This is a genomic window from Mycobacterium sp. IS-836 (genome assembly GCF_001954275.1).
Lineage (GTDB): Bacteria > Actinomycetota > Actinomycetes > Mycobacteriales > Mycobacteriaceae > Mycobacterium.
In genome coordinates, this window is record NZ_MBEU01000051.1 from 1 (window position 1) to 16,532 (window position 16,532).

The 16,532-nt window shown below is 68.5% G+C and carries 2 protein-coding genes; both read left to right on the forward strand.

Annotation, left to right across the window (positions count from 1 at the left end):
- Positions 1-1,207, forward strand: a 1,207-nt coding sequence (locus A5747_RS13405; protein ID WP_198938187.1) for a glycosyltransferase, incomplete at its 5' end; no start/stop codon positions are given.
- A 272-nt stretch (positions 1,208-1,479) separates the two neighbouring features.
- A partial coding sequence (locus A5747_RS24620; RefSeq protein WP_142245578.1) for a non-ribosomal peptide synthetase occupies positions 1,480-16,532 on the forward strand: 15,053 nt, incomplete at its 3' end.

Genomic DNA, 16,532 nt, shown 5'->3' on the forward strand with positions numbered 1-16,532 from the left:
AGCCCGTGAGCTGCAACGCCGCGGGCACGACGTGCTCATGGCCGTTCCGCCCGACATGGTCGGCTTCGTCGAGTCGGTGGGGCTTGCGGCCGTCGCTCTCGGCCCGGATGTGCAGCCGATTCTGGATGCGCACCGCACCTTCTGGACGGATTTCTTCCGCAACTTCTGGAAGGTCCGCCACCTGATCAGGCTGCGACACGAAATAGCCGATCCCGTCATCCAGGGTTGGGATCAGATCTGCGCCACGCTGAAGTCGGTGGCGGACGGGGCCGACTTACTGGTCAGCGGCCTGAATTTCGAGCAGCCCGCCGCCAACGTCGCGGAGTACCACGACATCCCATTGGCCACCGTGCATATCTTCCCGGTGCGGGCCAGCGGCCAGTTCCTGTCGGTCGTGCCGCCGCGGGTCGGCCGTTCGGCCATGACGGCCTACGAGTGGGTGGCCTGGCGTGCGGCGAGCAGGCTCGAGAACGTGCAGCGCCGCGAGCTGGGTCTCCCGAAGGCCACTCGTCCGCTGCCGCGGCGGATCGCCGAACGCGGATGGGTGGACATCCAGGCCTACGACGAGATCTGTTTTCCCGGGCTGGCGGACGAATGGGCGAAATGGAACGGTCGGCGGGCTTTTGTCGGCGCGCTGACGATCGACCAGCCGACGGACGCCGACGAAGACGTCGCGTCGTGGATCGCCGCGGGAACGCCACCGATTTTCTTCGGCTTCGGCAGCACACCGGTGAAATCTCCGGCCGACACCATCGCCATGATCGCCGAGGCCTGCGCGGACCTGGGCGAGCGGGCGTTGGTTACCGCCGCCGGCACCGACTTCCGCGACGTCGGCCATCTCGAGCACGTCAAGGTCGTGGAAGCGATGAACTATGCGACGCTCTTTCCGGCTTGCCGGGCGGTCGTACACCACGGCGGCACCGGCACCACGGCTCTGGGCCTGCGCGCCGGAGTCCCGACGTTGATCCTCTCGACGGACATCGACCAGACGATCTGGGGAGCGCGGGTCAAACGACTGAAGGTGGGCACCGCTCGGCGCTTTTCGAGCGCCACCCGGAAAACACTCGTGACGGACCTCCGCCGGATTCTCGCCCCGGAATACGCCGCCCGGGCCCGCGTCCTCGCGGCCCGTATGACCACCTCCGCCGAGAGTGCCGCGGCGGCCGCTGACCTGGTGGAAAAGTACGCCCGCGCCGGGCGGCCCTGACCGTAGTCTTGCCCGCTTCGGCCCCCCTGCGTTTGGCGCTATTTGACTCAAGTATGGTATTAGAACTTGTTCTACTTATGTCGATTAGAGCACGGGAGATCGCGAGAAGTGGTGAGTGTCAATCCGTTCGACGTGGGGGATGTCAGGTTTCGGGTCTTGGCCCACGGCAAAGCGCATTACAGCCCGGGGTGGCCGACCTTCGAAAAGAACTGGACCGACATAGGGCCGACGACTCTGCGCGAGAGGCTGGTAACGGGCCGGTTCGCTAAGAGGTGAACCGGCCGGAGTCGGGGACTTCGGGGGAACTAGACAATCGAGCACTTCCGCTGACACGCGGACAACTCGATATATGGCTTGCGACGCAAACGGGCCGGTTCGGCGCCAAGTGGCAGCTGGGCGTGCTGGTGCGAATCGCGGGTCCGGTTGACGTCGGCATGTTCGAGTCGGCCGTCCGGCAGGTGGTGCACGAGGCCGAGCCGTTCAGGGCCGCCTTCTTCCAGGTTGACGGCCACGTCTTCCAGCGGGTCGTCGACTATCCGGATGTCGAGCTCGCTCGCTACGACCTCCTCGACTCGCAGGATCCCGCCGAGGACGCCTACCGATTGGCGTCATCGATTCAAGCCACGCCGATGCCGTTCAGCGGCGCGCTGTTCAGATTCGCGTTGATGCAGACGCGGATCGATGAGTTTTATTTCTTCGTCTGCTGCCACCACATCGTCGCGGACGGCCTGGGCCTGGGTCTTTTCTGTCACCGGATTGCCGCCGTCTACAACGCAATTGCCGCGGGGGAGCCGATTCCTCCCGCCATCTTCGGCTCGCTGCGCGACCTGATCGAGTGCGAATCGGCATACAAGCGTTCGGCCGAGTACCTCGAGGACGAGGCCTATTGGGCTGAGCACCTGCCGGCGGAAAGGGAACTGGCTCATCGCGTCGCGGACGACGCGGGCGGCAGTGACTCGGATGAGTGTTCCGAGCCCGTTCCACTGGATCCCGTCGTCGTCTCCGGCATCCGCGACTTGTCGCGTGCGTTGGGGGTGCGTCGCTCGTCGGTGATCACCGCGGCCTGTGCGCTGCTGGTGCGCCGGTACGACGCCGAGGGCACGGAAGTCGTGCTCGATCTTCCGGTCACCAGGCGCGTGAGCCCAGAGACAAAGCTGGTGCCCGGAATGATCTCCGGGGTGGTCCCGCTGGTGTTCAGGACTTCGCCGCAATCCACCGTCGCCGCCTTTTGCGAACAGGTCGACGCCCGAATGCGGGAAGCGTTGCAGCATCAACGGTTCCCGGTGCACTTTCTGGAGAATGCGGCGCGTTCCCGTGGCTCGGGCCGGGCACCGAATCGCGTAATCGTCAATTTCATTCCGCCCACCTATATGGCCGATCTCGGCGGTTCCCCGGCATCGGCGACGCTGACCAATTCCGGGCTTGTGGACCAGTTCGGGTTGCTATTCACCAGGGACGGAGATGAGCTTTTTCTCAGCACGGCGGGTGCCGGGCAATTGTTTGCGAATTGCGCCGCCGACGATTTAGCGCGGCAATTGGAGCGAGTGCTAGCGGCGATGATCGCGGACCCGGAGCGGCCGTTGCCGTCGCTCGACGCTCTGGATGCCGCTGAGTACGCGCGGCTGGATGGGTGGGGTAACCGGTCAGTGCTGACCGAGCGGCCGGGCACATCGGCGTCCATTCCGGAGCTGTTCGCCGCGCAGGTGGCGCGTACCCCCGAGGCCGCGGCGCTGACTTGTGGGGAGCGCTCGTGGACCTACCGCGAGCTCGACGAGGCAGCGAACCGGTTGGCGCACTTGCTACGTGGTCGGGGTGCGCGGCCAGGCGAGTGCGTCGCGCTACTGTTCACGCGGTCGGCCGAGGCGATCGTCGGGATTGCCGCGGTGCTCAAGACCGGAGCGGCGTATCTGCCGATCGATCCCGCGCTGCCCGCGGCCCGCATCGAGTTCATGCTCGCCGACGCCACGCCGATCGCCGCGATCACCGTGGCCGGGCTGCGGGCGCGGCTGGACGGGTCCGGGCTGCCCGTCGTCGAGATCGACGATCCCGCCGTCGCCGGCCAACCCCGCACCGCGCTACCCGCCCCGGCCGGCGACGACATCGCCTACCTCATTTACACCTCGGGCACGACCGGCGTTCCGAAAGGCGTTGCGGTCAGCCACCAGAGCGTGACCCAGCTGGTGCAGACGCTGGATGCCGGCCTGCCCCGCGCCGGCGTGTGGTCGCAGTGGCATTCGTTGGCCTTCGACGTCTCGGTGTGGGAGATATGGGGCGCGTTGTTGCACGGTGGGCGGCTGGTGGTGGTGCCCGAGGAGGTGGTCCGCTCACCGGAAGACTTCCACGCGCTGCTGGTCGCCGAGCGGGTCAGCGTGTTGTGCCAAACCCCCTCGGCGGTCGCGGCCTTGTCACCCGAGGGGCTGAAGTCGACGGCGCTGGTGGTGGCAGGTGAGGCCTGCCCCGCCGATGTCGTGGACCGCTGGGCGCCCGGGCGGGTGATGATCAACGCCTACGGCCCGACCGAGACGACGGTGTATGCGGCGATAAGCGCGCCGTTGCGGCCGGGTTTCGGTGCGCCGATCGGTTCGCCGGTGCCGGGGGCGGCGCTGCTCGTGCTTGACGGGTGGTTGCGGCCGGTGCCGGCGGGCGTCGTCGGCGAGTTGTATGTGGCCGGCCGCGGCGTGGGCTATGGATATGCGCGCCGAACCGGGTTGACCGCGTCGCGGTTTGTGGCCTGCCCATTCGGCGAGCCGGGAACACGCATGTATCGCACCGGGGACCTGGTGTGCTGGGACGCCGACGGACAGCTGCAGTATTTGGGCCGCGCCGACGAGCAGGTCAAGATCCGCGGATACCGCATCGAACTTGGCGAAGTCCAGTCCGCGCTGTCGGCCCACCCGCGAGTGGGGCGGGCGGCGGTGATCGCTCGCGAGGACCAACCCGGCGACACGCGGTTGGTGGGCTATGTGGTCCTGGATCAGCAGATGATGCTGACGCGGGAGCCGGAGCGAGAAGCGCAACTCGTCGAGCAATGGCACGGAGTGTATGAGGGCCTCTATTCGGGGTCGACCCACGCGGCTGGCGAGCAGCCCGTCTTGGGGGAGGACTTCGAGGGCTGGAACAGCAGCTATACCGGGGCGCCCATCCCGCTCGACCAGATGCGCGATTGGCGGGAAGCCGCGGTGGATCGGATCCGCGGGTTGGGCGCGCGCCGGTTGCTGGAGATCGGGGTCGGCTCCGGTCTGTTGCTGGCGCAGCTGGCCCCGGACTGCGACGAGTATTGGGGCACCGACTTCTCGGCGCCGATGATCCAGGCGCTGCAGGCGGCGGTGGCCGGGCAGCCGTGGGCCGATCGGGTGCGGTTGCGGGCACAGCCGGCCGACACGGCCGAGGGGTTGCCCGAAGGCCATTTCGATGTCGTGGTGCTCAATTCGGTGGTCCAGTACTTCCCCAACGCGGGCTATCTGCTGGATGTCCTGGCGGTCGCAATGCGGTTGCTGGCGCCGGGCGGGGCGTTGTTCATCGGTGACGTCCGCAACCTCTCGCTGTTGCGGGAGTTCACCACCGGGGTCGTGTGCGCCGAAACCGCCGAGGACACCGCCGCGGTGACGCGCGAGCGGGTCCGCCGGGAAATGCTCGCCGAGCAGGAACTGTTGTTGGCGCCGGAATTCTTTGCGGGTCTGCCCGAGCACCTGCCCGGCATTGCCGCGGTCGACGTGCGGCTCAACGGAATGCGGGCGCTCAACGAGCTGAGCGGTTACCGCTATGAGGTGGTGCTGCGTAAGGCGCCTGCGACGGTGGACTCGATGGCGGATCTGGCGTCGCATCCGTGGCAGCGGTTTGGCAACCTGGCCGCACTGGAGGAGTTTCTGCGGTCGCGGCCCGTGCCGGGGCTGCGGGTGACCGGGGTGCCGCACGGCGGGATCTGGCCCGATGTGGCCCTGGCACGGGCGCTGGCCGAGGCCGACGATCGGGTGCCCGTCAGTGCATTGCGTGCCGGCCTGACCGCACCCGGTGCGGTGTTACCGAACGAGTGTCACGCGTTGGGCCGGGAACTGGGCTATGCCACGGCGGTGACCTGGTCGGCGACGGCCGGCCTGGTGGATCTGATCTTCACCCGCGCCACCGACGCGGCGCTGTCGGATCTCTACCTGCCAGCCACCCCAGTGGCTTCGCTAGCCGGGTATGTCAACGACCCGTCGGCGAGCGAACGGGCAGCCGAGTTGCGGCGCTTCGCGGCCGACCGGCTGCCGGAGTTCATGGTGCCGGCGGCGATCATGCTGATGGAGTCGCTGCCGTTGACGGTCAACGGCAAACTCGACAAGCGAAGGCTGCCGGCTCCGGAATTCGTGGGCGCCACGGCCTATCGGGCGCCCCGCAATGACCGGGAACGGGTGCTGGCCGGCCTGTTCGCCGAGATCGTCGGGGTGACGCGGCTCGGCATCGATGACGGGTTCTTCGACCTGGGCGGGCATTCGTTGTCGGCCACCCGGCTGGTCGCCCGGGTGAACGCCGAGCTCGGCGTCGAGGTCCCGATCCGCGCGCTGTTCGACGCGCCCACCGTGGCCGGCCTTGCCGAGTGGATCGGCGCGCACGCCGGGGAACCGGCGGCGGTGGCGTTGACGGCACGGCAGCGGCCCGCGGCGATCCCGTTGTCGTTTGCCCAGAGCCGGTTGTGGTTTATCGACCAACTCGAGGGGCCGTCGCCGGTTTACAACGTGGCGGTGGCGCTGTGGCTCGACGGGCGTCTCGACGTCGAGGCATTGGGCGCGGCGCTGGCCGATGTGGTAGGCCGCCACGAGAGCCTGCGCACCCTCTTTGCCGCGGCCGACGGCATGCCCCGACAGGTGGTGATGCCCGCCGAGGGTGCGGACTTCGGTTGGCAGGTCATCGATGCCGCCGGCTGGTCGGGCGAACGGCTGGAGGAGGCCGTCGCCGCGGTCACCGGCCACGCTTTCGACCTGGCGACCGAGATCCCGTTGCGGGCAAGACTTTTCCGTAACGCCGACGACGAACACCTGCTGGTCGCCGTGGTGCACCACATTGCCGCCGACGGCTGGTCGCTCAACGTGTTGGCGGCGGATATCGGTGTGGCGTATGACGCGCGATCTGCTGGGCGGGCGCCGGGCTGGACCGAATTGCCGGTGCAGTACGTCGATTACACGCTGTGGCAGCGCGAGCTGCTGGGCGAGCTCGACGACGACGAAAGTCGGATCGCCGGCCAGCTGGCCTACTGGGAGCGCGCCCTGGCCGGGATGCCCGAGCGCCTGCAGTTGCCCACCGATCGGCCCTACCCGCCGGTCGCCGACTACCGCGGGGCCAGCGTCGAGGTGGACTGGCCGGCCCAACTGCAGCAGCGGGTGGCCCGGCTGGCTCGCGAGCACAACGCCAGCAGCTTCATGGTCGTGCAGGCCGCGCTCGCGGTGCTGTTGGGTCAGGTGAGCGCCAGCCGGGATGTGGCGATCGGCTTCCCGGTGGCGGGGCGCCGCGATCCCGCGCTCGAGGGGCTGGTCGGGTTTTTCATCAACACGTTGGTGTTGCGTGTCGACCTGGCCGGCGACCCCACCGTCGCCGAGCTGCTCGCGCAGGTGCAGCAGCGCAGCCTGGCCGCCCACGAGCACCAGGACGTGCCTTTCGAGGCGCTGGTGGAGCGGCTCAACCCCACCCGGAGCCTGACCCATCACCCACTGGTGCAGGTGTTACTGGCCTGGCAGAACTTTGCCGGGCAGGACAACAGCCCAACGCCGCGGCTGGCGCTGGGCGATCTACGCGTCACGCCGCTGCCCGTGGACACCTGCACCGCCCGCATCGACCTGACGTTCACCCTGTCCGAACGATGGACCGACACCGGTGAGCCCGCCGGAATCGGCGGGACCGTCGAATTTCGCACCGACGTTTTCGACACCGCCAGCGTCCAAACGCTGATCGGGCGGCTCCGGCGGGTGCTGGTGGCGATGACCGCCGACCCGACCCGGCGGTTGTCGTCGGTGGATGTGCTCGATGCGGCCGAGCACACCCGGCTCGCCGGATGGGGCAATCGCCCGGCGTTGACCGCGCCGGCATCGCCGACCGTGTCGCTTCCCCAGGCATTCGCGGCGCAGGCGGCCCGGACCCCCGATGCGATGGCGATCAGCTTCGCCGGCCGCGGCATGACGTACCGGGAGTTGGACGAGGCCGCGAACCTGCTGGCGCATGTGTTGGCCGCCGCGGGGGCCGGCCCCGGACAGCGTGTGGCGCTGCTGTTTTCGCGGTCTACCGAGGCGATTGTCGCGATCCTGGCGGTGTTGAAGACCGGCGCGGCGTATCTGCCGATCGACCCGGCGGTGCCGAACGCGCGCATCGCCTTCATGGTTGGTGATGCCGCGCCGATCGCGGCCATCACCACCACCGAATCGATCGAGCGGCTGGACGGCCACGACCTGCTCGTCGTCGACGTCAACGACCCCGAAGTGGACGCCCAGCCGAGCACCGCTCCGACGGCGCCGGCCCCCGACGACATCGCGTACGTGATCTACACCTCGGGTACGACCGGGGTGCCCAAGGGCGTGGCGATCACCCACCGCAACGTCATCGAGCTGTTGGCGTCACTGGACGACAGCTTGGAGTTGGCGGGTCAGGTGTGGTCGCAGTGGCATTCGTTGGCCTTCGACGTCTCGGTGTGGGAGATCTTCGGCGCGCTGTTGCATGGCGGCCGGTTGGTCGTCGTGCCGGAGGCGGTGGCCCGCTCGCCGGAGGTTTTCCACAGCCTGCTGGTCGCAGAGCAGGTCGGAGTGCTGAGCCAGACCCCGTCGGCGTTTTATGCGCTGCAGACCGCGGATGCGCTGGCACCCGAACTGGGCGGCCAACTGAAGCTGCAGACGGTGATCTTCGCCGGCGAGGCGCTGGAGCCGCAGCGGCTCGCCGGCTGGATGGACGGTCACCCGGGGTTGCCGCAGCTGATCAACATGTATGGCACCACCGAGACCACGGTGCACGCGTCGTTCCGCGAGATCGTCGACCGCGACGTCGATGGCACTGTCAGCCCGATCGGGAAACCGTTGGCGCATCTGGGCTTCTTCGTGCTCGATGGCTGGCTGCGTCCGGTGCCGGTCGGGGTGGTGGGCGAGTTGTACGTCGCCGGCGCCGGGGTGGGCCTCGGCTATGTGGGCCGTTCGGGGTTGACCGCATCGCGCTTTGTGGCGTGCCCGTTCGGCGGAGGGCGGATGTATCGCACCGGCGATTTGGTGCGATGGCGTTCCGATGGCCAGCTGGAGTATCTGGGCCGCGCCGACGAGCAGGTCAAGATCCGCGGGTATCGCATCGAGCTCGGCGAAGTTCAGACCGCCCTGGCCGGGCTCGCGGGTGTGCGGCACGCGGCGGTGATCGCCCGCGAGGATCGCCCCGGCGACAAGCGGCTGGTCGGTTACGTGACTGGGAGCGCCGACCCTGCTCGGCTGCGTGCCGCACTCGCCGAGCGGTTGCCGGAGTACATGGTGCCCGCGGCGCTGGTGACGCTGGATGCGCTGCCGTTGACACCTAACGGCAAGCTCGACAAGCGGGCGCTGCCGGCACCGGACTACAGCGATGGTGAGCGCTACCGGGCCCCGGCCACTCCGACCGAGGAGATCCTGGCCGGGATCTACGCCCGGGTGCTCGGCCTGGAGCGGGTCGGGGTCGACGACTCCTTCTTCGACTTGGGTGGGGATTCCCTCTCGGCGATGCGCCTGGTCGCGGCGGTCAATTCCGGTGTGGGCGCGGACCTTTCGGTGCGCGCGGTGTTCGACGCGCCCACGGTTGCCCGGTTGGCGCCGCGTCTCGGTAGTGGTGACGGCCTGCCCGAGCCGTTGGTGGCGATGCGCCGCCCCGCGGTGTTGCCCCTGTCGTTCGCGCAGAACCGGTTGTGGTTCATCGACCAGCTACACGGGCCGTCGCCGATCTACAACATGGCGGTGGCGCTGCGGCTGGACGGCCGGCTCGATGCCGACGCGTTGGGGGCCGCGCTGGCCGATGTGGTTGGCCGCCACGAGAGCCTGCGCACGCTGTTCGCCGCCCCCGGCGGCGTCCCGCAGCAGGTGGTGATGCCCGCCAAGCGGGCCGACTTCGGTTGGCACGTGGTGGATGCCACCGGCTGGCCGGCGGCCAGACTGGCTGAGGCCATCGACGAAACGGCGCACTACGCGTTTGATCTGGCAAGCGAGATCCCGTTGCGGGCAAGGCTTTTCCGGGTTGGCGACGACGAGCATGTGTTGGTGGCGGTGGTCCACCACATCGCGGCCGATGGCTGGTCGATCACTCCGCTGGTGGCTGATCTGGGCGAGGCGTATCGGGCGCGACGGCAGGGCCGGGCCCCCGGTTGGGCGCCGTTGGCGGTGCAGTATGTCGACTACACATTGTGGCAGCGCGCCCGGTTGGGCGACCTCGACGACAGTGCTAGCCACATCGGCGAGCAGCTGGCGTATTGGGAGCAGGCGTTGTCGGGGATGCCCGAGCGCCTGACCTTGCCCACCGATCGGCCCTATCCGCCGGTGGCCGATCACGGAGGAGCCACGGCGCCCGTGGAGTGGCCCGCGGAGTTGCAGCGCCGGATCGCTCGGCTGGCCCGCGAACACAATGCGACGCCTTTCATGGTGGTGCAGGCCGCCCTGACGGTGTTGTTGGGCAAGCTCGGCGCGAACCGCGATGTGGCCGTTGGCTTCCCAATCGCGGGCCGGCGTGACCCCGCGCTGGATGCGGTGGTGGGCTTTTTCGTCAACACCCTGGTGTTGCGGGTCGACTTGACCGGCGATCCCACCGTGGCCGAGTTGCTCGCCCAGGTGCGCGCGCGCAGCCTGGCCGCTTACGAGCATCAGGATGTGCCGTTCGAGGTGCTCGTGGAGCGGCTCAACCCCACCCGAAGCCTCGCCCATCACCCACTGGTGCAGGTGATGCTGGCCTGGCAGAGCAACGAACCGGTCGCCGGGCTGGCCCTGGGGGACGTGCGGGCGACACGGCTGCCGATGGACACCCACACCGCGCGCATGGACCTGTCGTTGTCGTTGGCCGAGCGCTGGACCCCGGCCGGTGCGGCGGCCGGGATCGGCGGGGCGGTCGAGTTTCGCACCGATGTGTTCGACGCGGCCACCATCCACACGCTGATCGAGCGGTTGAGGCGGGTGCTGGAGGCCCTGACCGCCGATCCGGCGCGGCGGTTGTCGTCGGTGGAGGTGCTCGACGACGTCGAGCGGGCCCGCCTGCAGGACTGGGGTAACGGGGCGGTGTTGACCGCGCCCGCGCCGCCGCCGCTGTCGGTTCCGGCGTTGTTCGGCGAGCAGGTCGCCGCCGCTCCCGAGGCGGTGGCGATCAGCGCGGGAAACGACGCCATGACCTACCGCGAGCTAGATGAGGCGGCAAACCGGTTGGCGCACTTGCTGATTAGTGAGCGCGTCGGAGCGGGTGGGTGTGTGGCGCTGCTGTTGCCCCGCTCGGCCGAGGCGATCGTCGCGATTCTGGCGGTGCTCAAGACCGGGGCGGCGTACCTGCCGATCGACCCGACTGTGCCGACGGAGCGGATCGGGTTCGTGCTCGACGACGCCGGGCCGGTCGCCGTGCTCACCGTCGCCGCGCTGGCCGGTCGGCTGGACGGCCGAGATCTGCGAGTCATCGATATCGACGACCCCGCGATCGACTCCCAGCCCTGCACCGCGCCGCCGGCACCGGCCGCGGACGATCCCGCGTACCTGATTTACACGTCCGGCACGACCGGCGTGCCCAAAGGCGTTGCGATCACTCACCGCAACGTGACCCAGTTGTTGGCGGCGTTGGACACCGGCCTGCCGCGCCCAGGCGTGTGGCCGCTGTGTCATTCGTTGGCGTTCGACGTGTCGGTGTGGGAGATCTTCGGCGCACTGTTGCGTGGGGGCCGCGTGGTCGTGGTGCCCGAGGAGGTCGCCGCCTCACCGGAGGACTTCCACGACCTGTTGGTCAGGGAACAGGTCAGCGTGCTGACCCAGACCCCGTCGGCCGTGGCCGCGCTGTCCCCGCGGGGGCTGGAGTCGGCGGCATTGGTGGTGGTCGGTGAGGCCTGCCCGGTCGAAGTGGTGGAGCGGTGGGCGCCCGGAAGGGTGATGGTCAACGCGTATGGCCCCACCGAGACGACGATGTGCGTGGCGATCAGCGCTCCGCTGAGTCCGGAGTCGGGGGTGGTGCCGATCGGCGCGCCGGTGCCGGCGGCGGCGTTGTTCGTGCTCGACGAGTGGTTACGTCCGGTGCCGGTCGGGGTGGTCGGTGAGTTGTATGTGGCCGGCGCCGGGGTGGGCGTCGGTTATGTGGGCCGTTCGGGGTTGACCGCGTCGCGGTTTGTGGCGTGCCCGTTCGGCGGGGGTCGGATGTATCGCACCGGCGACCTGGTGTCGTGGGGTGTTGACGGGCAGCTGCGGTATCTGGGGCGTGCCGACGAGCAGGTCAAGATCCGCGGGTATCGCATCGAACTCGGCGAAATCCACACCGCCCTAACCGAACTCGAGGGGGTGCGGCACGCCGCGGTGATCGCCCGCGAGGACCGCCCCGGCGACAAACGCTTGGTCGGCTACGTCACTGGAACGGCGGATCCGCGCGACATCCGTGCCTCTCTGGCCGAGCGGCTGCCCGCGTACATGGTGCCGGCCGCGGTGCTGGCGATCGATGAGCTGCCGTTGACGGCCAACGGGAAACTCGACACCCGCCGCCTGCCGGCGCCCAACTACGGAGATGGTGAGCGGTACCGCGCCCCGGATGGAGCCGTCGAGGAGATTCTGGCCGGCATCTACGCCCAGGTGCTCGGGTTGGAGCAGGTCGGGGTCGACGACTCCTTCTTTGACCTTGGCGGGGACAGCATCTCGTCGATGCAGGTGGTAACGCGCGCGCGTGCCGCCGGCCTGGTGTGCCGGCCGCGTGACATCTTCGTCGAGCAGACCGTCGCCCGGCTGGCGCGGGTGGCCGCGGTGGCCACCGGTGTCGCTGACGCGACCGATGACGGTGTCGGGCCGGTGGTGGCCACCCCGATCATCCAGTGGCTGCGGGGCATCGACGGACCGGTGGAGCAGTTCAACCAGACCATGGTGGTGCAGGCTCCCGCCGGGACGACCCAGGCCGACGTCGTGGTCGTGCTGCAGGCCCTGCTGGATCGGCATGCCATGTTGCGGCTGCGTGTCGACGAGGACCGGTCGCTGACCGTGCCCCAGCCCGGGTCGGTGGATGCGCGCGAGTGCCTGCAAGTCGTCGACGTGTTCTCCGGTGCGGCGCTGGTGTCGGGCCGCTCTAGGTTGAACCCGGCCGCCGGAATGATGGTCAGCGCGTTGTGGGTGTCGCCCACGGGCCAATTGGCGTTGATCATTCATCATCTCGCCGTCGACGGCGTATCGTGGCGAATCCTGTTGGAGGACTTGAACATTGCGTGGGCCCAGCACCGCAGCGGCGAGCCGGTGGCATTGCCGGCGGGCGGGACGTCGTTTGCGCGGTGGGCCTCGCTGCTGGCCGAGCGCGCCCACCACCCGGACGTGGTCGGTCAGGCCGAGGCCTGGCGGCAGGTGGCCGCCACCCCCGCCGCGTTGCCCGCGGTGCAACCGGAGGTCGACACGTTCGCCACGGCTGGGCATTTATCGGTGCAGCTGGATGTCGAGACCACCCGGCTGCTGCTCGGTGAGGTGCCGGCGGCGTTCCATGCCGGGGTGCAAGACGTCTTGTTGATCGGATTTGCCTTGGCGCTGACCGAGTTTGCGGGCGACAGCGCGACGCCAATCGGCATCGACGTCGAGGGCCACGGACGTGACGAGGAACTGGCTGCCGATGTCGACCTGTCCCGCACCGTGGGCTGGTTCACCACTAAATACCCGGTGGCCCTGAAGGTTGGCGGACTGTCCTGGGCCCAGGTGATCGCCGGCCACCCGCGAGTGGGTGTGCTCGTCAAGGACGCCAAGGAACAGCTTCGCGCTCACCCGGACGGATTGACCTACGGGATGTTGCGGTACTTGAACATCGATGTCGATCTGGCCGACACCGACCCGCCGATCGGGTTCAACTACCTGGGGCGCCTCGGAGCCGCGGGCTCCGAGAGGTCCGACGAACTCTGGCGAGTCTGCCCCGACAGCCTGTCGTTGACCGGCGTCGCGGCGGCCACACCGATGCCGCTCGCGCACTCCGTCGAGCTCAACGCGGGCACGGTTGACGGCGACGCCGGACCGTGCCTACGCGCCGATTGGACTTGGGCGCCATCGGCTTTCGATCGCGCGCAGATCAGCCGGTTGGGCCGGCTGTGGTTTGACGCGCTGGCCGGCATCTGCGCGCATGTGCAAAGCGGTGGCGGCGGGCTGACGCCGTCCGACATCGCGCTCACCGGTCTGAGCCAGCAGCAGATCGACGAGCTCAGTGGCACAATGCGGATCGCTGACGTGCTTCCGCTGACCCCACTGCAGCAAGGACTGCTCTTTCACGCCAGGGCCGCGCGAGGCGGCGACGATCTCTATGCCGTACAGCTCGATGTCACATTGAGCGGTCCGCTCGATCCGCACCGGCTGCGCGATGCGGTCCACACGATGGTCAACCGGCATCCGAATGTGGCGGCCCGATTCTGGGAGCAGTTCGGGAAGCCGGTGCAGGTCATCCCCGCTGATCCCGCGCCGGCGTGGCGGTACGTCGAACTCGGCGGCGGCGACGTCGATCAGCAGATCGAGCGGCTCGGTGCCGCCGAACGTGCCGCGGTCCGTGATCTCGCCGACCAGCCGGCCGCTCGGGCCGCGTTGATCCGCACGGCACCCGACGAGCACCGCTTTGTGCTGACCTTCCATCACATCGTGCTCGACGGTTGGTCGCTGCCGATCCTGCTCCGAGAAATCTTCGCCGCCTACTACGGGCAGCGATTGCCCGGCGTGGTCCCGTACCGCAGATTCGTTGCGTGGCTGGCCGATCGAGACATGGATGCCGCCCGCGCGGCCTGGCGCGAGGCGTTCGCCGGCTTCGACACACCCACATTGGTGGGCCCGCCGGAGCGGGTGGGGCACGGGAAGCGTGGCGTCGCGTCGTACCGGGTGCCGGGGCACACCACCCGCGCGCTCACCGAGCTGGCCCGCACGCATCACACCACCGTCAACACCGTGCTGCAGGCCGCCTGGGCGCAGGTACTGATGTGGCTGACCGGGCACCATGACGTCACCTTCGGTGCCGCGGTCTCGGGGCGGCCGGCGGAGGTCCCCGGCGCGGACTCGATGGTGGGTCTGCTGATCAACACCGTGCCGGTGCGGGCCAACATCACACCGACAACGACCGCCGCCGGCCTGCTCGACCAGCTGCGACGCGCCCACAGCAAAACGCTTGAACACCAACATCTGTCGCTAAGCGAAATCCACCGCGTCACCGGCCACGAGCAACTTTTCGACACCCTGTTCGTATTTGAGAACTACCCGGTCGACACGAGCGCATTGGCGGGGGATGACGGGTTGAACATCGCCTCGTTCACCAGCCGCGAATACAACCACTATCCGCTGACGATGCAAGCCATGGCCGGTCACGAATTGGGCCTGCGCCTCGAATACGACGCCGATGCCTTCGACGAGGCGATCGTCGAAACGATCGCCGAAGGTTTCCGGCGGGTGCTGGAGGCGCTAACCACCGAACCCACGCGACGGTTGTCATCGGTGGATGTGCTGGACGCCGGTGAGCGCGCCCGCCTGGACGGGTGGGGCAACCGGGCGGTGCTGAGCCAGCCCGTGACGACGGACTCGATTCCGGGGTTGTTCGCCGCGCAGGTGGCGCGCACGCCCGAGGCGGTCGCGCTGACTTGCCGGGGCTTGTCCATGACCTACCGGGAGCTGGACGAGGCGGCGAATCGGTTGGCGCACCTGTTGGCCGCCGAGGGCGCCGGCGCGGGTGAGTGTGTGGCACTGCTGTTTTCGCGGTCGGCCGAGGCGATCGTGGCGATCTTGGCGGTTTTGAAGAGCGGGGCGGCGTATCTGCCGATCGACCCGTCACTGCCTGGGCCGCGGATCGGGTTCATGCTCGGCGATGCCGCGCCTCTCACCGTGATCACGACCACCAGCTTGGCTGATCGGCTGGCCTGGCATGACGTGCCGGTCATTTTTATCGATGACCCCGCGGTGGGGACCCAACCCAGCACCGCGCTGCCGTCGCCGTACCCCGATGACCTTGCCCACCTGATCTACACCTCGGGCACCACCGGCGTCCCCAAAGGGGTCACCGTCACCCATAACAACGTCGCCCAGCTGTTCGACTCACTGGATACCGGCCTGAAACTGGACCCGGGTCAGGTGTGGACGCAGTTTCACTCGTACGCGTTCGATTTTTCGGTGTGGGAGATCTGGGGCGCGTTGTTGCACGGTGGGCGGCTGGTGGTGGTTCCCGATGAGGTGGCCCGATCCCCGGAGGATTTCCACAAGCTGCTGATCGGCGAGCGGGTCAGCGTGCTCACCCAGACCCCGTCGGCGGTGGGGATGCTCTCAACCGAGGGTCTCGTGTCGACGGCGTTGGTGATCGGCGCTGAGCCCTGCCCGCCCGAACTGGTGGATCGGTGGGCACCCGGGCGACTGATGATCAACGTCTACGGCCCAACCGAGACCACGATGTGGGCGTCCAAGAGCGCGCCGCTGACAGCGGGATCCGGTGCGCCGCCGATCGGTTCGCCGGTGTCCGGTGCCGCCTTCTTTGTGCTGGACAGCTGGTTGCGGCCGGTTCCGGCCGGGGTCATCGGTGAGTTGTACCTGGCGGGTCGCGGTGTGGGGGTTGGGTATTGGCGCCGTTCGGGGTTGACCGCGGCGCGGTTTGTGGCGTGTCCGTTTGGTGGGCCGGGGGAGCGGATGTATCGCACCGGTGATTTGGTGCGGTGGCGCTCTGATGGGCAGCTGGACTATGTGGGCCGTGCCGATGAGCAGGTCAAGATTCGTGGGTATCGTATCGAGCTCGGCGAAATCCAAAGCGCTCTAACAGCTCTCGATGGCGTTGAGCAGGCGGCGGTGATCGCACGCGAGGACTGTCCCGGCGATAAGCGGCTGGTGGGATATGTGACCGGGGCGGCGGATCCGGGCGGTTTGCGTGCGGCGTTGGCTAAACGGTTGCCTTCCTGGATGGTGCCTGCCGCGGTGGTGGTTCTCGACGAGTTGCCGGTGACGGTCAATGGCAAGCTCGATACTCGCGCGCTGCCCGCCCCCGAATACGGCACCGAACGGTATCGGGCCCCGGCCACTCCGAGCGAGGAGATTCTGGCGGGGATTTATGCCGAGGTGCTTGGGGTGCCCCGCGTGGGGGTTGATGATTCGTTCTTTGATTTGGGTGGGGATTCGTTGTCGGCGATGCGGTTGGTCGCGGCGATCAATTCCGGTGTAGG